Genomic DNA, 22243 nt, shown 5'->3' with positions numbered 1-22243 from the left:
CGGCGGGCAGCCGCTGCGCGAGCTGCCGCCCGGTCCGCTGCGGCGCCTGCGCGGCGAGTTGCTGGCGCGCTTCCAGCAGTTGAGTTCGCCGACCGCCGCCAAGGCCGTGGAGGATACCGCCTGCTATCGCTCGGCGGCCCTGCTCTCGCGCAACGACGTCGGCTTCGACCCGCAGCGCTTCGCCGCTTCCGCCGAGGAATTCCATGCCGCCTGCGAAGCCAGGCGCCTGGCCAGCCCGCGCGCCCTGCTGGCCACCGCCAGCCATGACCACAAGCGCGGCGAGGACGCCCGCGCCCGTCTTGCGGCGCTCAGTGAACTGGCGCCCTGGTTCGCGCGTAACGTCGAGCACTGGCAAAGCCTGGCCACGCCGTTACGCCGCGACCTCGCCGAGGGGCCGGCGCCGAGTCCCGGCGACGAGCTGATCCTGTTCCAGGCCCTGCTCGGCAGTTGGCCGCTCGACGCGCCTTGCGACGGCGCCGCCCTGGACCAAGCGTTCCTCGTGCGGATGCGCGAATGGCAATGCAAGGCCTTGCGCGAAGCCAAGCTGCGCACGCGCTGGACCGCGCCCGACGAAGACTACGAGCGCGCCTGCGCCGACTATCTGGAACAACTCCTGCGCGCGCCACTGGCCCAGGCCCTGCGCCAGTCGCTGGGCAACGCGGCGGCGCGACTGATGCCGGCCGGGGCCCTGAATGGCCTCGCCCAATGCCTGCTGCGCCTGACCTGCCCGGGTATCCCCGATCTCTACCAGGGGCGCGAGGACTGGGACTTCAGCCTGGTCGACCCGGACAACCGGAGGCCGGTGGACTTCGCCCGGCACGCCGCCGCCCTGGCCACGCCGACGCCCTTCCCGGAACTGCTGGAGCACTGGCGCGACGGTCGCATCAAGCAGACCCTGATCGCCCGCGTGCTGGGGCTGCGGCGGATGCAGCCGGGCCTGTTCCGCGACGGCGACTACCTGCCCCTGGAGGTCAGCGGCGAGCATGCCGAGCGGGTCCTGGCCTTCGCCCGGCGCAGTCGTCACGGTTGCCTGCTGGTGGTGGTCCCGCGCCTGGCCTGCGCCCTGCTCGGCCACGCCACGCAGCCGCAGGTGCCGGCCGAGGCCTGGGGCGACACCTGCCTGCTGCTGCCGCCGAGTCTCTCCGAATGCACCTACAGCGGCCTGTTTTCCACCATGCCGCTGCCCAGCGACGGGCACCTGAGCCTGTCCGAAGTGCTCGCCGACTTTCCCGTCAACCTGCTTTACCGCCTCGCCCAGGAGGAGACCCCATGAGCGCCGACGAAAAACGCATACGAGAGTTCGCCTACCAGATCTGGGAATCCGAGGGCTGCCCCGACGGCCAGGCCGAACGCCACTGGGCCATGGCCCGGCAACTGGCCGAAGCGGAAGCCGCCGCGGCGGCACCGAAGAAGACCCGCGGTCGGGCCAAGGCCGCCAAGGAAACCCCGGCCCTGCTGCAAGCGCCGGCCGCCAAGCCGCGCAAGCCGAGGGCCACGTCCCCGGCGCGGCCCGCCAGCGAAAAACCGGCGGCGGCCAAGCCGCGCAGCCGCCGCAAGCCCGAAGCGGGCGAATGAGGAGTCCAGTGCATGAGCAGAAAGCGTAGCCCCGCCCCTTCGCGGATCAGCGAAGGGCACCCCTTCCCCCTTGGCGCCACCTGGGACGGCCTCGGCGTCAATTTCGCGCTGTTCTCGGCCCACGCGACCAAGGTCGAGCTGTGCCTGTTCGACGCGCGCGGGGAAAAGGAGATCGAGCGCATCGAATTGCCCGAGTACACCGACGAGATCTGGCACGGCTACCTGCCCGACGCCCACCCGGGGCAGATCTACGGCTACCGGGTGCACGGTCCCTACGAGCCGGATGCCGGCCACCGCTTCAATCCCAACAAATTGCTCCTCGATCCCTACGCCAAGCAGTTGGTCGGCCGCCTGCGCTGGTCTGAGGCGCTGTTCGGCTACACCATCGGCTCGGCCGACGCCGACCTCAGCTTTGACGAGCGCGACAGCGCGCCCTTCGTGCCCAAGTCGAAGGTCATCGATCCGGCCTTCACCTGGGCCGAGCGCCCGCCGGTACGCGTCCCCTGGGACCGCACGGTGATCTACGAAGCCCACCTGCGCGGGCTCAGCATGCGCCATCCGCAGGTCCCGGAGGCGGTTCGCGGGACCTTCGCCGGGCTGATGAACGCCGACCTGCTGGCGCACATCCGCCGGCTCGGGGTGACCAGCGTCGAGCTGCTGCCGATCCACGGCTTCGTCGACGACAAGCACCTGTTGGAAAACGGCATGAGCAACTACTGGGGCTACAACAGCATCGCCTTCTTCGCCCCGCACCCGGCCTACCTCGCCAGCGGCCAGGTCAACGAGTTCAAGGAGATGGTCGCGCACCTCCACGACGCCGGGCTGGAGCTGATCCTCGACGTGGTCTACAACCACACCGCGGAAGGCAACGAGCTGGGTCCGACCCTGTGCATGCGCGGCATCGACAACGCCTCGTACTACCGCCTGATGCCCGACCAGCGCCGCTACTACATCAACGATTCCGGCACCGGAAACACCCTCGACCTCAGCCACCCCTGCGTGTTGCAGATGGTCACCGACTCGCTGCGCTACTGGGCCACGGAGATGCGCGTGGACGGCTTCCGCTTCGACCTGGCGACCATCCTCGGCCGCCATCCGGACGGTTTCGACGAGCGCCACGGCTTCCTCGTCGCCTGCCGCCAGGACCCGGTGCTGAGCAAGTGCAAGCTGATCGCCGAACCCTGGGATTGCGGCCCCGGCGGCTACCAGGTCGGCGGCTTCCCGCCTGGCTGGGCGGAATGGAACGACCGTTTCCGCGATTGCGTGCGCGCCTACTGGCGCGGCGACGACGGCATGCTGCCGGAACTGGCGCGACGCCTAACCGCCTCCGGCGATCTCTACGACCAGCGTGGACGGCGGCCCTACGCGTCGGTGAACTTCGTCACCGCCCACGACGGTTTCACCCTGCGCGACGTGGTTTCCTACGATCACAAGCACAACGAGGCCAACGGCGAGAACAACGCCGACGGCAGCGACCACAACCTGTCCTGGAACCACGGCTGCGAGGGCCCCACCGACGACCCGGAGATCCGCGCCCTGCGCCTGCGCCAGATGCGCAACCTGCTGTCCACCCTGCTGCTGTCCCAGGGCACCCCGATGCTGGTCGCCGGCGACGAGTTCAGCCGCACCCAGCAGGGCAACAACAATGTCTATTGCCAGGACAACGAACTGGGCTGGATCGACTGGCGGCTGGACGACGAGGGCCGTTCGCTGCTGGCCTTCACCCAGCGCCTGCTGGCCCTGCGCCAACGCTATCCGATCCTGCGCAGGGGGCGCTTCCTGGTCGGCGAGTACAACGAGGCGCTGGGGGTCAAGGACGTCACCTGGCTGGCGCCCGGCGGCGAGGAGATGACCGAGGAACACTGGCACGACGAGCACGCCCGCTGTCTCGGCGTGCTCCTCGATGGCCGCGCGCAACCCACCGGGATCCTGCGCAGCGGTGAGGATGCCACCCTGCTGCTGATCCTCAATGCCTACCACGACGCGGTGTCCTTCCGTCTTCCCGAGGTGGCCGAAGGCAGCGGCTGGTCCTGCCTGCTGGATACCCAGCGGCCGGAGGACCCGCTCGGCGAACGCTACCCGTTCGCCAGCGAGTTCCTGGTCGGCGGCCGCAGTTTCCTGCTGTTCGAGCTACAACCGCCGGGCGCCGGAGCGGAAGGATGAACGGCGGGGAAAAAAGCTGAACCGCCCCCGGCACCTCCAGTCGGAACCTTTAGGTGCCGCACGCGGCGCCTGCACATCCACCCTACACAGGAGGACAGCATGAAGATCAGCGACATCATGACCCGCAACGTCCAGGTCGCCGACCCGCAGCAGAGCATCCGCGAGGCGGCCGCCACCATGGCGAGGATCGACAGCGGCGCCCTGCTGGTCGGCGAAGGCGACCGCCTGGTCGGGATGATCACCGATCGCGACATCGCCATCCGCGCGGTGGCCGGCGGCCTGTCCGGGGATACCCCGCTGGGCCGCATCATGAGCGGCGACATCCACTATTGCTTCGAAGACGAAGACGTCCAGCACGTGGCCCGCAACATGGCCGACATCCAGATGCGCCGCCTGCCGGTGCTCAACCGCGAGAAGCGGCTGGTCGGCGTGGTATCCCTGGGCAACATCGCCAGCTGCCGCGACCAGGCCTCCAGCGCCACCGTCCTGCAGGGCGTCGCCCAGGCCCACTACTGAGCCTTTCTTCCACCCGGCCCGCCTTTGCCGTTCCGGCCGAGGCCGGGCCCCAACCGGGAGAACGCCATGAAAGCCGTGGTATTCCATGACATCGGCGACATCCGCCTGGAAGACGTGGCGGAGCCGCGCCTGCAGGAACCCACCGACGCCATCGTGCGGCTGACCGCCTCGGCGATCTGCGGCACCGACCTGCACTTCGTCCGTGGCAGCGTCGGCGGCATGCGTCCGGGAACCATCCTCGGCCATGAGGGCGTGGGCATCGTCGAGGCGCTCGGCGACGAAGTGCGCAACCTGCAGGTCGGCGACCGGGTGGTGATTCCCTCGACCATTGCCTGCGGCAATTGCGTGTATTGCCGAGCCGGCTACTACGCCCAGTGCGACGTCGCCAACCCCGGCGGCAGCCAGGCCGGCACCGCGTTCTTCGGCGGTCCCCGGGCCAACGGCGGCTTCCATGGGCTGCAAGCCGAGAAAGCGCGGATTCCCTATGCCAACATCGGCCTGATCCGCCTGCCCAGCAGCATCAGCGACGACCAGGCGATACTCCTGTCGGACATCTTCCCCACCGGTTACTTCGGCGCCGAACTGGCCGGTATCGCCCCCGGCAACACCGTCGCCGTGTTCGGCTGCGGTCCGGTCGGCCAGTTCGCCATCGCCAGCGCGTTGCTCCTCGGCGCCGCCCGGGTGTTCGCCATCGACCGCCACCCGGACCGCCTGCACATGGCCCGCCAGCAAGGCGCCGAAGTGATCGACTTCGAGCGCGAGGATCCGGTCCAGGCCCTGCGCTGGCTGACCGCCGGGATCGGCGTGGACCGCGCCATCGACGCCGTCGGCGTGGACGCCGAGCACAGCCATGGCACCGCCACCCCGGCGCCGCGCCAGGAGGGCACCAGCTGGAGTCCCGGCAACGCCCCCGCACAGGCCCTGGAGTGGGCGGTGCAGGGCCTGGCCAAGGCCGGCACCCTGTCGATCATCGGCGTCTACGCCGAAGACTCGCGGCAGTTTCCCATCGGCCTGGCGATGAACCGCAACCTGACCATCCGCATGGGCAACTGCCACCACCGCAAGTACATTCCGCTGCTGCTCGAACATGTGCTCAGCGGACGCATCGACCCGGCGAAGATCCTCACCCAGGTGAAGCCGATCGGCGACGCCATCGAGGCCTTCGAAGCCTTCGACCGCCGCGAGACCGGCTGGATCAAGGTCGAACTGGTGCCGCAGAAGCGCCAGGTCGAGGGCAGCGAGGAACGCCTCGACGAACGCGCGGTGGACGAACTGGCGCGCCGGCCGACGCCGGAAAGCGGCGCCCGGGGGTGATGCATGAGCGCACCGGCACGCCTGCGCATCGGCATTTCCGGCTGGCGCTACGCCCCCTGGAGAGGTGACTTCTATCCCGAGGGGCTGCGCCAGAAGGACGAACTGCGCTTCGCCTCGCGGGCGGTGAACAGCATCGAGATCAACGGCACCTTCTACGCCCTGCAGACGCCCGAGCGCTTCCGCGGCTGGGCCGAGGACACCCCCGAGGACTTCGTTTTCAGCGTCAAGGCCCCGCGTTACATCACCCACGTGCGGCGCCTGCGCGAGATCGACGAGCCGCTGGCGAACTTCTTCGCCTCCGGCCCCCTCGCCCTGCGCCAGCGCCTCGGCCCGTTCCTCTGGCAGTTCCCGCCGAGCATGCGCTTCGACCGCGAGCTGTTCGCCGACTTCCTCGCCCGCCTGCCGCGCGACGGCGCCGCCGCGCAGAAGCTCGCCCGGCACAGCGCCGCGCGCCTGCACCGCGAGGGCTACCTCGACGGCGATCCGGCGCAGCGCCTGCGGCATGCCGTGGAAATCCGCCATGAGAGCTTCGTCGACCCGACGTTCATCGAGCTGCTGCGCGAATACCGGGTGGCCCTGGTGGTGGCCGATACCGCCGGCAAGTGGCCGCTGCTCGGCGACGTCTGCGCCGACTTCCTCTACCTGCGCCTGCATGGCGACAAGGAGCTGTACCGCAGCGGCTACTCGGAAGCGGCCCTGGGCCAGTGGCAGGCACGGATCCACGCCTGGGCCAGCGGCGGCCAGGCCGACGACCTGCGCCGGGCCAGCCAGGACGCACCGGCGAAGGCGACGGCGCGCGACCTGTACTGCTACTTCGACAACGACGTCAAGGTGCGCGCACCTTACGACGCCCGGCGCCTCCTGCAGCTGCTGGAACTCGACGGCAGCCTGCGCACGGTGCCCGGACAGTTGCCCGATGACCTGCGGGAGAGTGCCGCATGATCCTGCCGCGCCTGCAGGTGCTGACGGTGAACACCCACAAGGGTTTCAACCCGTTCAATCGGCGCTTCATCCTGCCGGAGTTGCGCGAAGCGGTGCGCAGCGTCGGTGCCGACCTGGTGTTCCTCCAGGAGGTCCTCGGCTCCCATAGCCTGCACGCCGCGCGCCTGCCGTCCTGGCCGCCGGCGCCGCAATACGAGTATCTGGCCGACAGCATGTGGCCGCAGTTCGCCTACGGGCGCAACGCGGTGTATCCCGAAGGCCACCATGGCAATGCCGTGCTCTCCAAGCATCCGATCCTCGCCCACCGCAACCTCGACGTCTCGGTGGCGGGCAACGAGGAACGCGGCCTGTTGCATGCGGTGATCGACATCGGCCGTCCGCTGCACGCGGTCTGCGTGCACCTGGGATTGCGCGAGGCGCAGCGCCAGCGCCAGTTGCAACTGCTCTGCGAGCTGGTGGCGGGCCTGCCGGAGCGCGAGCCGGTGGTGGTCGCCGGCGACTTCAACGACTGGCGCCAGCGCGCCGACCAACTGCTCGCCGGTTGCGGCCTGCGCGAAGTCTTCGTCGGCGCCCAGGGCCGGCCGGCGCGCAGCTTCCCGGCGCGCTGGCCGGTGCTGCCGCTGGACCGCATCTACCTGCGCAATGCACGCGGGCGCCAGCCGCGCATCCTCTCGCGGCGGCCCTGGTCGCACCTGTCCGACCACCTGCCGCTGGCGGTGGAGGTGGAGCCATGAACTTCCCCTGGCGCGACGGCAACCGCGTAGAACTGCTGATCAACGGCGAAGAGTACTTTCCGCGCCTGTTCCAGTGCATCGCCGAGGCGCGCCGGGAGATCCTCCTGGAAACCTTCATCATCTTCGAGGACGAGGTCGGCCGGCAGTTGCAGGAAGCCCTCAGCGCCGCCGCCGAGCGCGGTGTCGAGGTACAGGTCACGGTGGACGGCTACGGCACCGCCTCGCTCAGCACGGACTACCTGGCCAGGCTCACCGCCGCCGGGGTTCGCGTGCACCTGTTCGACCCGCGCCCGCGCCTGCTCGGCATGCGTACCAACCTGTTTCGCCGGTTGCACCGCAAGCTGGTGGTGATCGATCGCCAGCAGGCCTTCGTCGGCGGCATCAACTACGGCGAGGACCACCTGGTGCGTCGCGGCAACATGGCCAAGCAGGACTACGCGGTGCGCGTCGAGGGCCCGGTGGTGCGCGATATCCGCCAGGCCTGCCTGGCGCTGCTCGAACCGGACGCCGACTACCCGCCGTTGCGGCCGTCGGGCGCCGGGCAGCCGGCGCGTGTGCGCCTGGTGATCCGCGACAACGACCAGTCCAGCGACGACATCGAGCGCGAGTACCTGCAAGCGATCCGCCAGGCGCGGCGGCGCCTGCTGATCGCCAACGCCTATTTCTTCCCCGGCTACCGCCTGCTTCGCGAGCTGCGCGATGCGGCGCGCCGCGGCGTGCGCGTCGACCTGGTACTACAGGGCATGCCGGACATGCCGCTGGTGCGCCTGTGCAGCCGGCTGCTCTACGACTACCTGCTGCGCGAGGGCGTGCGTATCCACGAATACTGCCAGCGTCCGCTGCACGGCAAGGTCGCGGTGATCGACGACGACTGGTCGACCATCGGTTCGAGCAATCTCGATCCCCTCAGCCTGTCGCTGAACCTGGAGGCCAACCTGGTGATCCACGACGTCGCCTTCAACGGCCAGCTCTACCAGCACCTGCGCGAGCTGGCGCGCCGCCACTGCCGGCGCATCAGCCGCCGCCACGCCAGGCGCGGCTACTGGTGGCGGGCGCCGCTGATCTTCCTCGGCTTCCACTTTTCCCGGCATTTCCCGGCCATCGCCGGTTGGGTACCCGCCCATCTGCCGCGCCTGAAATCGCTGGAGCCGCGTCCGTCGCGGCGCTGGCAGGAACGCCAGGGCCAGCGGGGCAACCCATGAACGGCGGCGGTCACGCAACTGCCTCGGCGGCGCCACGCCGCGCTCACTGGCGCTGGCTGCGCAGGCTACTGACCCTGGCGTTCTTCGTGCTGGTCCCGGTGCTGCTGTTCCTCCTGGTGAAGAATCTCGACTGGCAGGAAGTCCGCCACGCCCTCGGCGAGTATCGCCCCGCGACCCTGTTCCTCGGACTGCTGCTGGCGGCCGCCGGCTATACGGTGTTCAGCAGTTTCGACCTGCTCAGCCGCTACTACATCGGCCACTCGCTGCCCAAGCGGCGGGTCTTCACCGTGGCCTTCGTGTGCAATGCGTTCAACCTCAACCTGAGTTCCTGGGTCGGCGCCGTGGCGCTGCGCTATCGCCTGTACAGCCGGCTCGGCCTGGGCATCGCCGACATCACCCGGATCCTCACCTTCAGCCTGGTGACCAATTGGTTCGGCTACCTGCTGCTCGCCGGCATCCTGTTCAGCTGCGGCCTGCCGGCCTTGCCGCCGGGCTGGAAGCTCGGCAGCGACGGCCTGCGCCTGATCGGCGCCCTGCTCCTGGCGCTGGCCGCCGGCTACCTGCTGGCCTGCCGTTTCGCCCGACGCCGCGCCTGGGGCTGGCGCGAGCATCGGCTGACCCTGCCGTCCTGGCGGCTGGCGGCCCTTCAAGGCCTGCTCGGAGCGAGCAACTGGTCGCTGATGGCGTTGCTGCTGTACAGCCTGCTGCCGCACGGCGTGGATTACCCGAGCGTCCTGGCGATCCTCCTGATCAGCAGCATCGCCGGGGTCATCACCCATATCCCGGCCGGGCTCGGGGTGCTCGAAGCGGTGTTCATCGCCCTGCTCCAGGGGCGCCTGTCCCAGGGCGTGCTGCTGGCCGCGTTGATCGGCTACCGGGTGCTGTATTTCCTCCTACCCCTGGCGCTGGCCTGCGTGGTCTACCTGCTGTTGGAGCGCCGGGCGATCCGCCTGCGCCGCAAACAGCGCCGCCTGCGCCAGGGCCAGGCCTGAATCAGCCGGCCGGACGCAGCAGCAGCGTGCCCAGCGGCGGCAGGTCGAGCAGCAGCGACTGCGCCTGGCCATGGGCGCCGCACGACTCGCTGGAGACGCGGCCCTGGCTGCCTGAGCCGGAACCGGCGAACGCCTGGGCGTCGCTATTGAGCAGCACGTCCCAGTCGCCGCCTTGCGGTACGCCGATCCGATAGCCCTGGCGCGGCACCGGGGTGAAATTGTGTACCGCCAGCAGCGATGGCTCGCCGGCCGCGTGGCGCAGCCAGGCGTAGACACTGTTCGCCTGGTCGTCGCCGATCAGCCATTCGAAGCCGAGCGCCTCGCCGTCGCGCGCATGCAGTGCGGGGAGATCGCGGTACAGCCGGTTGAGGGCCGCCACCAGATCCTGTACGCCCTGATGCTCCGGATAGCGCAGCAGGTACCAGTCCAGTTCGCCGTCGTGGTTCCACTCGCGCCACTGGCCGAACTCGCAGCCCATGAACAGCAGCTTCTTGCCCGGGTGCGACCACATGAAGCTCAGGTACAGGCGCAGGTTGGCGAACTTCTGCCAGCGGTCGCCGGGCATCTTGTCCAGTAGCGAGTGCTTGCCATGTACCACCTCGTCGTGGGAGATCGGCAGGATGAAATGCTCGGAGAAGGCGTAGAGCAGGCCGAAGGTCAACTGGTGGTGGTGATAGCGCCGGTGCAGCGGGTCTTCGCCGATGTACGCCAGGCTGTCGTGCATCCAGCCCATGTTCCACTTATGGCTGAAGCCCAGGCCGCCCTCCGCCACCGGACGGCTGACGCCGGGCCAGGCGGTGGATTCCTCGGCGATCACCAGCGCGCCGGGGGTCTCGCTGGCGACCACCTGGTTGAGGTGATGGAGGAAGTCGATGGCCTCCAGGTTCTCCCGGCCGCCATGGCGGTTCGGCAGCCATTCGCCTTCCTTGCGCGAATAGTCGCGGTAGAGCATCGAGGCCACCGCATCCACCCGCAGGCCGTCGACGTGGTAGGTGCGCAGCCAGTGCAGCGCCGAGGCCAGCATGAAGCCGTGCACCTCGCTGCGGCCAAGGTTGTAGATGTAGGTATCCCAGTCCTGGTGGAAGCCTTCGAAGGGATGTTCGTACTCGTACAGCGCCGTGCCGTCGAAACGGCCCAGGCCGTGGGCGTCGGTGGGAAAATGCGCCGGCACCCAGTCGAGGATCACGCCGATGCCGGCCTGGTGGCAGGCGTCGACGAACGCGGCGAAGTCCTCCGGCGTGCCGTAGCGCGCGGTGGGGGCGAACAACCCGAGCGGCTGGTAGCCCCAGGAGCCGCCGAAGGGATGTTCCATCACCGGCATCAGCTCGATATGGGTGAAGCCGAGCTGGCGCACGTAGGGAATCAGCTCCTCCGCCAGTTCCGACCAGTGCGGCGGCCGGCCGTCGCGGTGGCGCCAGGAGCCGGCGTGGACTTCGTAGATCGACAGCGGTGCCGCATAGCCCTGGCGCTCCGCGCGCCGGGCCAGCCAGTCCTGGTCGCGCCACTCGTGGCGCAACGCCGCGCAGGTCTTCGAAGCGGTTCCGGGCGGCGTCTCGCAGGCCAGCGCCAGGGGGTCGGCCTTCAGCGGCAGGAGGCCGTCGTGGCCCTGCAACTCGTACTTGTACAGTTCGCCCTCGCCGAGGCGCGGGACGAACAGTTCCCAGACGCCGGAGGGATAGCGTCGTCGCATCGGGTGACGGCGCCCGTCCCAGCCGTTGAAATCGCCGACCACCGAGACGCGCACGGCGTTCGGCGCCCAGACCGCGAAGCGCACGCCCTCCACGCCTTCGTGACGGGTCAGTTGCGCGCCCAGGCAGGAGGCCAGTTGGCGGTGGTTGCCTTCGGCGAACAGGTAAAGGTCGAGTTCGCCGAGCAACGGCCCGAAGGCATAGGGGTCTTCGCTTTCCTGCACGCCGTCCGGCCAGTGCACGCGCAGGCGGTAGCGCGGCGGCAGGCGCTCCAGGCGGCGCTGGAACAAGCCGCTGCCGGGGTCGCTCTGCTCCAGTTCGGCGAGCGTCGCGCCGTCTTCGTCGAGCAGCTCGACGCGCTGCGCGCCGGGCAGGTAGGCGCGCAGCACGCCGCCTTCGCCGCCGGGGTCGCGCTGCGGGCCGAGGAAGGCGAATGGATCGCCCTGCAGGCCGCGCTGCAGCTTGTCCAGCTCCAGTTGCCAGCGTTCGCGTTCGGACATCGGTTCGCTCATCGGTTCTTGCCCTTCAGGAGGTGTTCGGTGAGTTCGGCCAGACCGGCGAGAGGCACTTCCAGCCAGTCGGGGCGGTAGTCGGCTTCGTAGAGCAGTTCGTAGGCGGCCTTTTCCAGGCAGGCCAGGACCAGCGCCGCGCCCTCGCCTTCGCGGCCGTGCCAGGCGTGCGCGAGGCCCGCTGCGGCGGCGCGGTAGCCGACCAGGAAGGCGTCGCGGGCTTCGCTGCGATAGCGCATGGCGACCTTGCGCCGGGCGCTGTCGGCCTGTTCCGAGCTATCGGTGCTCTGCGCGTTGCGCAGGACCATCGCCGCCGCGTAGTCGAACGAGCGCAGCATGCCGCCGACGTCCTTCATCGGACTGTGGCGCTGGCGGCGCTCTTCCAGGCTGCGCGCCGGCTCGCCCTCGAAGTCGATGAAGCGTGCGTCGCCCTGGACCATCAGCACCTGGCCCAGGTGCAGGTCGCCGTGAACCCTGATCAGCAGCCCGCCGGCTGCTTGCCGGGCCAGCAGCGGCAGGCGTTCGAGCAGCGCCGGCAGGCGTTCCAGCAGGCGCCGCGCCTGTTCCGCCGCCTCGCCCTGCAACGGCCGTGGCGGCTCGCTCAGGCGTTTGCCGGCTTCGCGCAACTGTTCGGCGATGCGCAGCGCCCAGGCCTGGACGCTGGCTTCGTCGCTCTCGCGGCTGCCGAAGGCCGGATCGTCCGACTCGCCGGCCAGTACGCTGTGCATCTCGCCGAGCCGGGCGCCGAGGTTGGCGGCGAAGCCGCGCAGTTCGGCGAGGCTGTCGTATTGCCCTTCGAGCGCCTCGCTGGCCGCGGATATCTCGTCGCGCACGGCTCGCTCCAGGTTGTCCAGGGTCCAGTTCCAGGCGTCGCCCTGGTTGTTCAGGTAGCCCTGCAGGATCATCAGCGTGTGCGGCTCGCCATCCGCGCCGACCCGCCGTACCTCGCCGAGCAACGGGGCGATGCCGGGGTAGCCGTGGCGGGTCAGGTAGCCGCCGACCTCGATTTCCGGGTGCAGCCCCGGAAGGATCTTGCGCAGCACCTTGAGGACCATGCGCTCGCCGAAGCGGATCGAGCTGTTGGACTGTTCCACCGAGAACGGCAGGACGTCTTCGTCGGCGATGTCGTCCAGTTCCGCCAGTCCCGCCGCCGGGATGAACTGGATCTCGCCGTCGCCGTGGGCGATCACCGCCTCGGCGCGGAGTTGCGCGAGGACCTTGCGGGCGAACAGCGGCAGGCTGGCGGCGTCGGTCAGCAGGCCGACCTTGCGCCCGCGCCGCAGGCGCGCCAGGGCCAGCAACTGAGGCAGGCTGTCGCCGCGCTGGTCGGCGTCGAGGAAGCCCAGCGGCAACTGGTAGCGCAGCCCGTCGATCTCCACTTCGCACAGCGCACAGCGCGGCTCCGCCTCGTCCAGCGGAACGATGTAGCAGAGCCGTGGCTGGCCTTTCTCGCCGGCGAACCAGCGGCGCTTCGGCAGGTAGGCCGGCAGTGTCTCGCCTTCCAGGATGTTCCGCGATGCGCCCTGCAGCAGCTCGCCGAGGCGCTGCTTGACCACCAGGGTCGGCAGTTCCGGCAGGCGCTCGTCGGCGGCCACGTGCCAGCTCGGCATCTGCGTCGCGTCGGCCAGGTAGAACCAGTAGAAGCCGTAGGGCGGCAGGGTCAGCAGGTAGGTCAGCTCGCCGATCGGCGGGAACGACATGCCGCCGATCATCTCCACCGGCACCTTGCCGGCATGGCTGGCGAGGTCCAGTTCCACCGCCTGGGCCGCGCGCGACAGGTTGGCCACGCAGAGGATGCTGTCCTGCCGTTCGCCCTCGGCGTATTCGCGCAGGTAGGCGAGGATCCGTCGGTTGCTCGGCGCGAGCATCTTCAGGCTGCCGCGGCCGAAGGCCTTCTGCTGGCTGCGCACGGCGAGCAGGCGGCGCATCCAGTTGAGCAGCGAATGCGGGTCGCGCGCCTGCGCCTCGACGTTGATCGTCTGGTAGCCGTACAGCGGGTCGAGGATCGGCGGCAGCACCAGCTTCGCCGGGTCGGCGCGGGAGAAGCCGCCGTTGCGGTCCACCGACCACTGCATCGGGGTCCGCACGCCGTCGCGGTCGCCGAGGTAGATGTTGTCGCCCATGCCGATCTCGTCGCCGTAGTACAGGGTCGGCGTGCCCGGCATCGACAACAGCAGGCTGTGCAGCAGCTCGATGCGCCGCCGGTCACGCTCCACCAGCGGCGCCAGGCGCCGGCGGATGCCCAGGTTGAGGCGCGCGCGGCGGTCGGCGGCATAGTGGTTCCAGAGATAGTCGCGCTCGTCGTCGGTGACCATCTCCAGGGTCAGCTCGTCGTGGTTGCGCAGGAAGATCGCCCATTGGCAATTGGCCGGGATGTCCGGGGTCTGGCGCAGGATGTCGGTGATCGGATAGCGATCCTCCTGGGCGATGGCCATGTACATGCGCGGCATCAGCGGGAAGTGGAAGGCCATGTGGCATTCGTCGCCCTCGCCGCCATCCTCGCCGCCGAAGTACGGCCGGGTGTCTTCCGGCCACTGGTTGGCCTCGGCCAGCAGCATGCGGTCGGGATAGTGCGCGTCCAGCTCGGCGCGGATGCGCTTGAGCACCTGGTGGGTCTCCGGCAGGTTCTCGCTGCTGGTGCCGTCGCGTTCGATCAGGTAGGGAATCGCGTCCAGGCGCAGGCCGTCGACGCCCATGTCCAGCCAGTAGCGCATCACCCCGAGGACCTCGCGCAGGACCTGCGGGTTGTCGAAGTTCAGGTCCGGCTGGTGGGAATAGAAGCGGTGCCAGTAGTACTGTTGGGCTACCGGGTCCCAGGTCCAGTTGGACTGCTCGGTGTCGATGAAGATGATCCGCGTACCCTGGTATTTCTCGTCGCTGTCCGACCAGACGTAGTAGTCGCGGGCGCGCGACCCCTTCTTCGCGTGGCGGGCGCGGATGAACCAGGGATGCTGGTCGGAGGTGTGGTTGATCACCAGCTCGGTAATCACCCGCAGACCGCGTCGATGGGCCTCGGCGATGAACCGGCGGGCGTCGGCGAGGCTGCCATAGTCGCTGTGCACGCCACGGTACTGGGCGATGTCGTAGCCGTCGTCGCGGCGTGGCGACGGGTAGAACGGCAGCAGCCAGAGAGTGTTCACGCCGAGGTCGGCGATGTAGTCGAGCTTCTCGATCAGCCCGGCGAAGTCGCCGATGCCATCGTTGTTGGCGTCGTAGAAGGATTTCACGTGGACCTGGTAGATCACCGCGTCCTTGTACCATTGCGGGTCGTTGAGAAAGACCGGTTTCTCGCGTCTGGCCATGGGTTTCTCCTTATGCGTCGACGCGCCGCACGCGCCAGATGCCGAACGGCAGGTGCCAGGGTTCGATGCGCATCCACTGGACCTTGCCGTGCCAGACCCAGCGATGCCCGTTCATCAGGTCCTCGCCCTGGAGGCTGGCGTCGTCGGGCAGGCCGAACTCCCACAGCGGCAGTTCGAAATGCGCCTCCTGGGCTTCGTGCGGGTCCAGGCAGACCGCCACCAGGACGAAGTTGGCGAGGTCCGCGGTGCGCTTGCCGAAATACAGGATGCGGTCGTTCCAGGCGTTGTAGGCCTGGAACCCGAGGTGCGTCTGCAATGCCGGGTTTTCCCGGCGGATGCGGTTGAGCCGGGCGATCTCGGCGACGATGTTGCCCGGCGCCTGGTAGTCGCGCGGACGCAACTGGTATTTCTCCGAGTCGAGGTACTCCTCCTTGCCCGGCAAGGCCGCCGCCTCGCACAGCTCGAAGCCGGAGTACATGCCCCACAGCCCCGACCCCATGGTCGCCAGGGCGGCACGGATGAGGAAGCCGGGGCGGCCGGAGCGTTGCAGGAACCAGGGATTGATGTCCGGGGTGTTGACGAAGAAGTTCGGCCGGTAGCAGTCGCGCCAGGGTGGCTGGTTGAGTTCGGCGAAGTACTCCGCCAGTTCCTGCTTGTCGTTGCGCCAGGTGAAATAGGTGTAGCTCTGGCTGAAGCCGACCTTGCCCAGGCGCGCCATCATCGCCGGGCGGGTGAACGCCTCGGAAAGGAAGATCACCTGCGGATGGCGGCCGCGCACCTCGGCGATCAGCCACTCCCAGAACGGCAGTGGCTTGGTGTGCGGGTTGTCGACGCGAAACAGCGTCACGCCCTGCTCGACCCAGCCCAGCACCACGTCGCGCAAGGCTTCCCACAGGCTCGGCAGGGCCTGTTCGGCGTAGAAGTCGACGTTGACGATGTCCTCGTACTTCTTCGGCGGGTTCTCCGCGTAGCGCAAGCTACCGTCCGGACGCCAGGCGAACCAGCCGGGATGCTCGCGCAGCCAGGGGTGGTCGGGGGAGCACTGGATGGCGAAGTCCAGCGCCAGTTCCATGCCGTGCTCGCGCACCGCAACGAGCAGCCGGCGGAAATCCTCGCGGTCGCCCAGTTCGGGATGGATCGCCTCGTGGCCGCCCTCCTCGCTGCCGATCGCATACGGGCTGCCGGGGTCGCCGGCCTCGGCACGCAAGGAATTGTTGCGGCCCTTGCGATGGGTGCGGCCGATGGGGTGGATCGGCGGGAAATAGAGAACGTCGAAGCCCATCGCGGCGATCTGCGGCAGGCGCCGGATCACGTCGTCGAAGGTACCGTGGCGTGTCGGGTCGCCGCTTTCCGAGCGAGGGAACAGCTCGTACCAACTGGCGAAGCGCGCCAGCGGTCGCTCCACCTCCAGCGGGTATTCGCGGCTGCGCACCAGGTGCTCGCGCGGGCCGACCAGACGCAACAGTTCGCCGGTCTGCGCCGCCAGCCACAGCGCCACCCGCTCCTCGACGCTCTGGCAGGCCTGCAGGCGTTCGGCCAGCGGCGCACAGGCGGCGGCGATCTCCGGACCGCCGCGCTCGGCGCAGCGCTGCAGCAGTTCGTCGCCCTCGCGCAGCTCCAGGTCCAGCGGCAGGCGCGCGCCATGCTTGGCGCGCAGTTCGCGGCGGTAGCCGGCAAAACGGTCGATCCAGGCTTCGATACGGAAGTACAGGCGGCCGCAGGGCGGCGTGCGCAGCTGCGCGCTCCAGAAATCGTTGCCTTCGGGCAGCAGCGGCAGGCGCCGCTCCGCGGTTTCCCCGACACGCCGCCAGACCACCTCGGCACCGAGTACCTCATGGCCATCGGTGAAGATTCGCGCGGCCAGGCGCAGGTCGCGGTCGCTCTCGGTCTTCGCGGGATAGGCGCCCTCTTCCACCACCGGGCTGACCGACTCGATGGCGATACGGGGCTGCTGGATGGCGATGACCAGCGGATCATCGTCGCTGTTGCGGACAATCGAACTCATCGAGGCGCGCTCCTCCGGGACGTGGGTTCGGCGATGGGTCGCGAGGCTTCCGCCGGCCTCGAATGGCCGGCGGCGCGGACGATCATTGATTCCGAGCCCGCCGGCGACCGATTGGTTCAGGTTGATTTACCCAGCGGTTCGCCTCAGGCCTTGCGCCGCGAACGCGAGGCACCGGACTTGGCGCGACCCTTCGCGTCGGCCCCGGCCTTTTCGCTACCCTTGTCCTTGCCGCCGCCGGCGCGGGAACGCAGGCTGCGCTTGAGCAGGTCGGTGAGATCGATGATGTCGGCGCCCTTGCCGGCCACCTCCTCCTCTTCCTCCACCGCGTGCAGTTGGCCCTTGGCGGCCTTTTCCTCGACCAGCTTCATGATCTTGTCGCTGAAGCTGTCCTTGTATTCGTCCGGCGCCCAGTGGGAGGCCATGTCCTCCACCAGGCGCTTGGCCATCTCCAGCTCGCGCTTGTCGAGTTTCGCCTCGGTGACGCTTTCCTCCAGCTCCAGGCCATCCAGGCTGCGCACCTGCGACGGCCAGCGCAGAGTGATCAGCACCAGGGCGTCCTCTAGAGGCCGCAGGAGCGCCAGGTGCTGGCGGGTGTGCAGGACGACGTTGGCCAGGGCGACCTTGCCGGTGCGCTCCAGGGTCTCCCGGAGCAGCGCGTAGACCTTGCCTCCGCGCCGGTCGGGGGCCAGGTAGTACGGGGTATCGAAGTGCTGCAGGGGAATTTCCTGGCTATCGACGAAAGCGAAGATCTCGATGGTCTGGGTCGACTTGGGATGCGCCGCGCGGATTTCTTCCTCGCTCAGCACCACGTAGCGACCCTTTTCGTACTCCACGCCCTTCACGATGTTCTCGCGCTCGATCTCCTTGCCGGTGACCTTGTTCACCCGTTTGTAGCCGACCGGCTCCATGCTGCGCTGGTCGAGCCAGTCGAAATCGATGCCCTGCGACGAGGTCGCCGCCGACAGGCTCACCGGTATATGCACCAGGCCGAAGCTGATCGCGCCTTTCCAGATCGCACGCGCCATGCCGGTTTCCTCCTCTTGGTGGTTACAGCGTGCCGCCGTCCGCGTAACGCACGCGGCCGTCGGCGGCGATGTCGGTGATGCGCTGGAGCAGGTTGTCGGCGGCGGTCTCGGCGTCGCTCAGGCAACTGCAACCCGGGGTCACTACCCACAGCATGCGTACCGCCGCGCCACGCCGCTTGGGCTGATAGAGGATCAGGCCGACCGGCTGGCAGCGCTCCTGCATCGCGTCGGTCCAGGCGGTACAGGCGTCGAAGTCCTTGAACATGACGGAACTCTCCTCAATGGCTATCGGAAGATGGCGGCGAACGGTTCAGGCAGGCCAGGACATGCAGCACCAGTAGCGCCAGGACCGTCCCGAGCACCGCGGTACCCTGGTGACCGAGTCCGACCGCGACGCCTATGGCGGTGCTGGCCCAGAGTCCCGCCGCGGTGGTCAGGCCCCTGACCCGGCTTTCCCGACCTGCCTTGAGGATGGTGCCGGCGCAGAGGAAGCCGATGCCGGCGACGGTGCCCTGGATCACCCGGCTCAGCGCGTCCGCCCCGCCACCCTGCAATTGCAGCGGCATGACGAACAGCGCCGCGCCGAGGGTTACCAGCATGTGCGTGCGCAGGCCGGCGGCCTTGCCGCTCTGCTCGCGCTCGTAGCCGAGTACCGCGCCGAGCGCCGCCGCCAGCAGCAGGCGCAACGCGGCGCGGGCGGTCTGCTCGAAGTCGGCGAGATCGGCGAACTCCTCGCCGAGGATCTTCCACAACGTCTCCCAGGCGCTCATCGGCGTTGTATCCCGCTGTAGCGCAGGGCACCGCAACGCAGGCAGCGCTCGCAGTCGAAGGTTTCCTCACCCAGTCGCAACGCCGGTTGCCGGCACCAGTCGCAACCGCCGATCAGGCAACGCAAGGTCATCCGGGTCCTCCCGCCGAATCGCTCGGCCAGCCGCCCTTTCCAGCTGTGACCGACGAGACGACGGGAAGGTGCGATCGGATTCGCCAGCGGCGCTCCTCAGGCGGGGATCGCCTTGGTCGCCGCCTCGCGCTGCCAGATCCGGTGCTGCATCAATGCCTGGCGCAGGCCGGGGAAGACATCGGTGGCCGTGGCGCCGAGCAGCACGCCGGGGTCGCCAGGCAACGAAAGCTGGCTGGCCAGCGCCTGGGCATCGCCGGCGAAGGCCACTGGCTTCAGGTGCTTGTAGGCTTCCAGCAGGTAGTGCAGGCCGCGTCCGTCAGCGCCGATGGCCTGGCTGCTGGCCGCGCCGCCAGGCACGAAGACCGCGTCGAAGGCTACCGACGGCAGGCCGTCCCAGGTTCCCTCCGGGTTCAGTTCGGCGCCGTTTTCAGCCTGCACCGGCGAAGCGCTGGGGGCGATCAGCTTGGCGTCCGCGCCCTCCTGGCGGAGCGCGTCGCGCAGGTCGCTGACGTCGCTCTCGGCGACGCCGTCGGCGATCAGGATCGCCACCTTGCGCGAACGGATGTCGCCGGACAGCAGGTTCATCTGGCTCAGCGCCGGCGACGGCTTCGGCTGCGGTGCCGGGTTGGCCGGCGCGGCGAGCTGCACACCGACGTTCGCCGCGACCCTGGCGGCCAGTTGCGGATCAATGTTGAGGAGTATCTGGTTGACTTCGCGCTCACGGATCGATTGCCGCTCGACCTTGGACAGTTCGAAGCTGTAGGCGGCGACGATATGCGCCTGCTCGGCCTCGCTCATGCTGTGCCAGAACAATGCGGCCTGGCTGAAATGATCGGCGAAGGAGTCGGCGCGCTTGCGCAGCTTGCTGCCGCTGACCGGCTCGTGGTAGCTGGAGAAGCCGCCGTTGCGCGCCGCCGGCGGGGTTTCCTTCGGCCAGCCGCCGTCGATCGAGTTCGGTTCATAGGAAGCCCGGCCGCGGTTGATGGTCTGCCGGTGCGGCGCGTCGCGCTGGTTGTTGTGGAACGGGCACAGCGGGCGGTTGATCGGGATTTCGTTGAAGTTCGGCCCGCTCAGGCGCAGCAGTTGGGTGTCGGTATAGGAGAACAGCCGACCCTGCAACAGCGGGTCGTTGGTGAAGTCGATTCCGGGGACCAGGTGGCCGACGTGGAACGCCACCTGCTCAGTCTCGGCGAAGAAATTGTCGGGGTTGCGGTTGAGTACCATCCGCCCCACCACCCTTACCGGCACCAACTCCTCGGGCACCAGCTTGGTGGGGTCGAGCAGGTCGAAGTCGAAGCTGTCCTGCTGGTTCTCCGGGATCACCTGCAGGCCCAACTCCCATTCGGGATAGTCGCCCTTCTCGATGTCCTCCCAGAGGGTCCGCCGGTTGAAGTCGGGGTCCTTGCCGGCGAGCTTCTGCGCCTCGTCCCAGACCAGCGAGCAGGTCCCGGACTTCGGTCGCCAGTGGAACTTGACCAGCACGCTCTCGCCGGCCGCGTTGACCAGGCGGAAGGTGTGCACGCCGAAGCCCTGCATGTTGCGGTAGGCGATCGGAATGGCGCGATCGGACATCAGCCACATGACCATGTGCGCCGACTCCGGGGTCAGCGAAACGAAGTCCCAGAAGGTGTCGTGGGCAGACGCGCCGGTGGGAATCTCGTTGTGCGGTTCGGGTTTCACCGCATGGACGAAGTCGGGGAACTTGATCGCATCCTGGATGAAGAACACCGGCATGTTGTTGCCGACCAGGTCGAAGTTGCCTTCGTCGGTATAGAACTTCACGGCGAAGCCGCGTACGTCACGCACCGTATCCGCGGACCCGCGCGGCCCCTGCACGGTGGAGAAACGCACGAAGACCGGGGTACGCTTGCCCGCCTCGGCGAGGAAGCCGGCCTTGGTCAGGTCGCTGAGGTCCTCGTAGGCCTCGAAGTAGCCATGCGCCGCCGAGCCACGAGCGTGGACCACGCGCTCGGGAATGCGCTCGTGGTCGAAGTGGGTGATCTTCTCGCGCATGATGAAGTCTTCGAGCAACGACGGTCCGCGCTCGCCGGCCTTCAGGGTGTTCTGGTTATCGGCGATGCGGGTGCCGGTATTGGTGCTCAGGGCCTCTCCGGTGGCGTCCTCGCGATAGGCCTCCAGCTGTTCCAGCTTGGCGTTGCTGTTGCCACGGTCGACGGTGTCGGTGCCGGCCGCCTGGCTGCGCTGCTCGTTGTTCTGCTCGCTCATCGGTTTCCTCTCCTCATCCTGGGCATGAAAATGGGGCGGATGCCTCCCTGCTCCGCCCCATTCACTTCACTGCGCGGTTATCAGTTCCCGCCGTGGCTGCGCTGGCCACCTTTCTTGCCAGCCTCGGAGGCCCGCTGCGGATCGTTCTTGAAGTTGCCGCCGCTGGCCTGGCCGCCCTTCTTGCCGGCCTCCGAAGCACGTTTCGGGTCTTCCGCGAAGTTGCCTTTACCACCTTGATGCTGTGCCATTTCTATTTCCTCCGAATAATCTCTTCAGAACAGATTTCATGGACGCATGCGTTGCGCATGCCCTAACTCTGAGAGGGTGTTTCGCCAGTGGTTCAGATTATTTTCAGCGAATGAAAGCGAAGCGCTTTGCCAGCATGTTTCGAGCGCAATCCATAGGGTTCAAAGATTCTTGCCTTATTCCATTGCCAGCATTGACAGGAATCCCCGAATTGCGTCAGATGAAAGCCCGCACATCTCGGAGGAGCACCATGAAACCCTACGAGCATCCGGCCTACAGCGATCCCGTGGTAAGCAACGAAGAACCCGATCGCGATTGCCATGAATGGAATTTCGAACCGGGAGACAGTGATCAGGAACCCTACCCCGAATATCATGGAGCGAATACCGAAGAATGCCCAGGCGGAGGCACTTAATTATTCTTTTCTATTGCAACCCCTGACATTCCGATAGACCCATTCAATAATTAATCGTCGAACTTTAAAACAAATGGAACTCGCCATGGAAAACAGTGACGAAGTGCGATTCCAGCACTATTTCATTTCTCTCGTCGAACAGGTGGCGAAACCGCTTTTCGTCGACTCCTGCGAAGAGGCGCGCAGCTACGGCCTGGACTGCAACGTGGACCTCGACCTCGACGAGGACGGCCATCCTCGCCTGCGCCTGGAAGTCGGCGAGCCGGGAGGCGAGAAAAGCCACTACAGCCTGCTGGCGATTCCCGGCGAGCGGGTCATCCATCGCCAGTACCTGGCCGGGGCCCAGGAATGGCACAGCCTGCCGGCCGAGCTGGCGTCGATCAACCCGATGGTGCTGGACAGCGAGCTGGCGGTATTCTTCCGCCGCGCCTTCGACCTTCGCCTGGAGGGCCCCGAACGCCGTCACCCGGCCGGCTTCTGGTAAGGCC

18 protein-coding genes and 2 pseudogenes are annotated in these 22243 nt (G+C 68.1%); 11 read left to right on the top strand and 9 right to left on the bottom strand.

Features of this window, described 5'->3' with window-relative positions; genetic code table 11:
• The 9 genes and pseudogenes from HMPREF2581_RS17945 to HMPREF2581_RS17905 form a co-directional block, all read left to right on the top strand.
• Positions 1 to 1273: pseudogene (locus HMPREF2581_RS17945) on the top strand (malto-oligosyltrehalose synthase); the annotation flags it as partial.
• The gene (locus HMPREF2581_RS17940; RefSeq protein ID WP_003088948.1) at positions 1270 to 1575 is read left to right on the top strand and encodes a DUF2934 domain-containing protein; all 306 of its coding nucleotides are present in this window, start codon (positions 1270 to 1272) and stop codon (positions 1573 to 1575) included. The pseudogene HMPREF2581_RS17945 and the gene HMPREF2581_RS17940, both read left to right, overlap by 4 nt.
• Positions 1576 to 1587: 12 nt before the next feature.
• Positions 1588 to 3738 (top strand): glycogen debranching protein GlgX, encoded by a 2151-nt coding sequence (glgX, locus tag HMPREF2581_RS17935; RefSeq protein WP_003132147.1) that lies wholly within the window; start codon positions 1588 to 1590, stop codon positions 3736 to 3738.
• A gap of 99 nt (positions 3739 to 3837) precedes the next feature.
• Positions 3838 to 4254: a CBS domain-containing protein gene (locus HMPREF2581_RS17930; protein ID WP_003088942.1), complete on the top strand. Its 417-nt coding sequence runs from the start codon at positions 3838 to 3840 to the stop codon at positions 4252 to 4254.
• Positions 4255 to 4320: 66 nt separating this feature from the next.
• Complete coding sequence (locus HMPREF2581_RS17925) at positions 4321 to 5568, top strand: zinc-dependent alcohol dehydrogenase (protein ID WP_003088939.1); 1248 nt, start codon at positions 4321 to 4323, stop codon at positions 5566 to 5568.
• Between the two features lie 3 nt (positions 5569 to 5571).
• Positions 5572 to 6510: a DUF72 domain-containing protein gene (locus HMPREF2581_RS17920; RefSeq protein ID WP_003139560.1), complete on the top strand. Its 939-nt coding sequence runs from the start codon at positions 5572 to 5574 to the stop codon at positions 6508 to 6510.
• Positions 6507 to 7244 (top strand): endonuclease/exonuclease/phosphatase family protein, encoded by a 738-nt coding sequence (locus HMPREF2581_RS17915; protein ID WP_003118105.1) that lies wholly within the window; start codon positions 6507 to 6509, stop codon positions 7242 to 7244. Before HMPREF2581_RS17920 ends, HMPREF2581_RS17915 begins: the two co-directional genes overlap by 4 nt.
• Positions 7241 to 8446: a cardiolipin synthase ClsB gene (clsB, locus tag HMPREF2581_RS17910; protein WP_003109858.1), complete on the top strand. Its 1206-nt coding sequence runs from the start codon at positions 7241 to 7243 to the stop codon at positions 8444 to 8446. Before HMPREF2581_RS17915 ends, clsB begins: the two co-directional genes overlap by 4 nt.
• Positions 8443 to 9438, top strand: coding sequence for a lysylphosphatidylglycerol synthase domain-containing protein (locus tag HMPREF2581_RS17905; RefSeq protein ID WP_003132150.1), 996 nt, complete (start codon positions 8443 to 8445; stop codon positions 9436 to 9438). Before clsB ends, HMPREF2581_RS17905 begins: the two co-directional genes overlap by 4 nt.
• Position 9439: 1 nt before the next feature.
• On the opposite strand, the gene glgB is transcribed toward HMPREF2581_RS17905, so the two are convergent.
• The 9 genes and pseudogenes from glgB to HMPREF2581_RS17860 all read right to left on the bottom strand — a co-directional run bounded on the left by glgB (position 9440) and on the right by HMPREF2581_RS17860 (position 21342).
• Positions 9440 to 11638 carry a 1,4-alpha-glucan branching protein GlgB gene (gene glgB, locus HMPREF2581_RS17900; protein WP_003139561.1) on the bottom strand — a complete coding sequence of 733 codons (2199 nt, stop codon included), beginning with the start codon at positions 11636 to 11638 and terminating at the stop codon, positions 9440 to 9442.
• Positions 11635 to 14937, bottom strand: coding sequence for a maltose alpha-D-glucosyltransferase (treS, locus tag HMPREF2581_RS17895; RefSeq protein ID WP_003139562.1), 3303 nt, complete (start codon positions 14935 to 14937; stop codon positions 11635 to 11637). The genes glgB and treS overlap by 4 nt, the downstream gene beginning before the upstream one ends.
• 10 nt (positions 14938 to 14947) lie before the next feature.
• Complete coding sequence (locus HMPREF2581_RS17890) at positions 14948 to 16942, bottom strand: alpha-1,4-glucan--maltose-1-phosphate maltosyltransferase (protein WP_003109862.1); 1995 nt, start codon at positions 16940 to 16942, stop codon at positions 14948 to 14950.
• A 143-nt stretch (positions 16943 to 17085) separates the two neighbouring features.
• Positions 17086 to 17967, bottom strand: coding sequence for a non-homologous end joining protein Ku (locus HMPREF2581_RS17885; protein WP_003139563.1), 882 nt, complete (start codon positions 17965 to 17967; stop codon positions 17086 to 17088).
• A 22-nt stretch (positions 17968 to 17989) separates the two neighbouring features.
• Positions 17990 to 18232, bottom strand: coding sequence for a hypothetical protein (locus tag HMPREF2581_RS17880; RefSeq protein ID WP_003088922.1), 243 nt, complete (start codon positions 18230 to 18232; stop codon positions 17990 to 17992).
• Between the two features lie 13 nt (positions 18233 to 18245).
• Positions 18246 to 18737 (bottom strand): MgtC/SapB family protein, encoded by a 492-nt coding sequence (locus tag HMPREF2581_RS17875; protein WP_003088919.1) that lies wholly within the window; start codon positions 18735 to 18737, stop codon positions 18246 to 18248.
• On the bottom strand, positions 18734 to 18868 hold the full coding sequence (locus tag HMPREF2581_RS33575) for a PSPA7_2676 family Cys-rich small protein (protein WP_003088917.1): 135 nt from the start codon (positions 18866 to 18868) through the stop codon (positions 18734 to 18736). Before HMPREF2581_RS33575 ends, HMPREF2581_RS17875 begins: the two co-directional genes overlap by 4 nt.
• A gap of 96 nt (positions 18869 to 18964) precedes the next feature.
• Positions 18965 to 21106 (bottom strand): annotated as a pseudogene (gene katE / locus HMPREF2581_RS17865) (catalase HPII); the annotation flags it as partial.
• 68 nt (positions 21107 to 21174) lie between these two features.
• The gene (locus HMPREF2581_RS17860; RefSeq protein WP_003088912.1) at positions 21175 to 21342 is read right to left on the bottom strand and encodes a con-10 family general stress protein; all 168 of its coding nucleotides are present in this window, start codon (positions 21340 to 21342) and stop codon (positions 21175 to 21177) included.
• A 248-nt stretch (positions 21343 to 21590) separates the two neighbouring features.
• On the opposite strand from HMPREF2581_RS17860, the gene HMPREF2581_RS33210 reads away from it, so the two are divergent.
• Together HMPREF2581_RS33210 and HMPREF2581_RS17855 are read left to right on the top strand one after the other, a co-directional pair.
• Complete coding sequence (locus HMPREF2581_RS33210; protein WP_003160214.1) at positions 21591 to 21755, top strand: hypothetical protein; 165 nt, start codon at positions 21591 to 21593, stop codon at positions 21753 to 21755.
• Positions 21756 to 21840: 85 nt separating this feature from the next.
• Positions 21841 to 22239 (top strand): hypothetical protein, encoded by a 399-nt coding sequence (locus HMPREF2581_RS17855; protein ID WP_003100818.1) that lies wholly within the window; start codon positions 21841 to 21843, stop codon positions 22237 to 22239.
• The last annotated feature ends 4 nt before the right edge of the window (positions 22240 to 22243 follow it).

The sequence above is a fragment of the Pseudomonas sp. HMSC057H01 genome, from assembly GCF_001836405.1.
In the GTDB taxonomy this organism is placed as follows: domain Bacteria; phylum Pseudomonadota; class Gammaproteobacteria; order Pseudomonadales; family Pseudomonadaceae; genus Pseudomonas; species Pseudomonas aeruginosa.
The sequence above is the reverse complement of the archived record's forward strand: the minus strand, read 5'-3'. Positions and strand labels throughout refer to the sequence as shown.

What these genes read in the sequence shown, in the direction of transcription:
- HMPREF2581_RS17940 (WP_003088948.1), top strand. Translation starts at nt 1,270, where the DNA reads ATGAGCGCCGACGAAAAACGCATACGAGAGTTCGCCTACCAGATCTGG.
- glgX (WP_003132147.1), top strand. Translation starts at nt 1,588, where the DNA reads ATGAGCAGAAAGCGTAGCCCCGCCCCTTCGCGGATCAGCGAAGGGCAC.
- HMPREF2581_RS17930 (WP_003088942.1), top strand. Translation starts at nt 3,838, where the DNA reads ATGAAGATCAGCGACATCATGACCCGCAACGTCCAGGTCGCCGACCCG.
- HMPREF2581_RS17925 (WP_003088939.1), top strand. Translation starts at nt 4,321, where the DNA reads ATGAAAGCCGTGGTATTCCATGACATCGGCGACATCCGCCTGGAAGAC.
- HMPREF2581_RS17920 (WP_003139560.1), top strand. Translation starts at nt 5,572, where the DNA reads ATGAGCGCACCGGCACGCCTGCGCATCGGCATTTCCGGCTGGCGCTAC.
- HMPREF2581_RS17915 (WP_003118105.1), top strand. Translation starts at nt 6,507, where the DNA reads ATGATCCTGCCGCGCCTGCAGGTGCTGACGGTGAACACCCACAAGGGT.
- clsB (WP_003109858.1), top strand. Translation starts at nt 7,241, where the DNA reads ATGAACTTCCCCTGGCGCGACGGCAACCGCGTAGAACTGCTGATCAAC.
- HMPREF2581_RS17905 (WP_003132150.1), top strand. Translation starts at nt 8,443, where the DNA reads ATGAACGGCGGCGGTCACGCAACTGCCTCGGCGGCGCCACGCCGCGCT.
- glgB (WP_003139561.1), bottom strand. Translation starts at nt 11,638, where the DNA reads ATGAGCGAACCGATGTCCGAACGCGAACGCTGGCAACTGGAGCTGGAC.
- treS (WP_003139562.1), bottom strand. Translation starts at nt 14,937, where the DNA reads ATGGCCAGACGCGAGAAACCGGTCTTTCTCAACGACCCGCAATGGTAC.
- HMPREF2581_RS17890 (WP_003109862.1), bottom strand. Translation starts at nt 16,942, where the DNA reads ATGAGTTCGATTGTCCGCAACAGCGACGATGATCCGCTGGTCATCGCC.
- HMPREF2581_RS17885 (WP_003139563.1), bottom strand. Translation starts at nt 17,967, where the DNA reads ATGGCGCGTGCGATCTGGAAAGGCGCGATCAGCTTCGGCCTGGTGCAT.
- HMPREF2581_RS17880 (WP_003088922.1), bottom strand. Translation starts at nt 18,232, where the DNA reads ATGTTCAAGGACTTCGACGCCTGTACCGCCTGGACCGACGCGATGCAG.
- HMPREF2581_RS17875 (WP_003088919.1), bottom strand. Translation starts at nt 18,737, where the DNA reads ATGAGCGCCTGGGAGACGTTGTGGAAGATCCTCGGCGAGGAGTTCGCC.
- HMPREF2581_RS33575 (WP_003088917.1), bottom strand. Translation starts at nt 18,868, where the DNA reads ATGACCTTGCGTTGCCTGATCGGCGGTTGCGACTGGTGCCGGCAACCG.
- HMPREF2581_RS17860 (WP_003088912.1), bottom strand. Translation starts at nt 21,342, where the DNA reads ATGGCACAGCATCAAGGTGGTAAAGGCAACTTCGCGGAAGACCCGAAA.
- HMPREF2581_RS33210 (WP_003160214.1), top strand. Translation starts at nt 21,591, where the DNA reads ATGAAACCCTACGAGCATCCGGCCTACAGCGATCCCGTGGTAAGCAAC.
- HMPREF2581_RS17855 (WP_003100818.1), top strand. Translation starts at nt 21,841, where the DNA reads ATGGAAAACAGTGACGAAGTGCGATTCCAGCACTATTTCATTTCTCTC.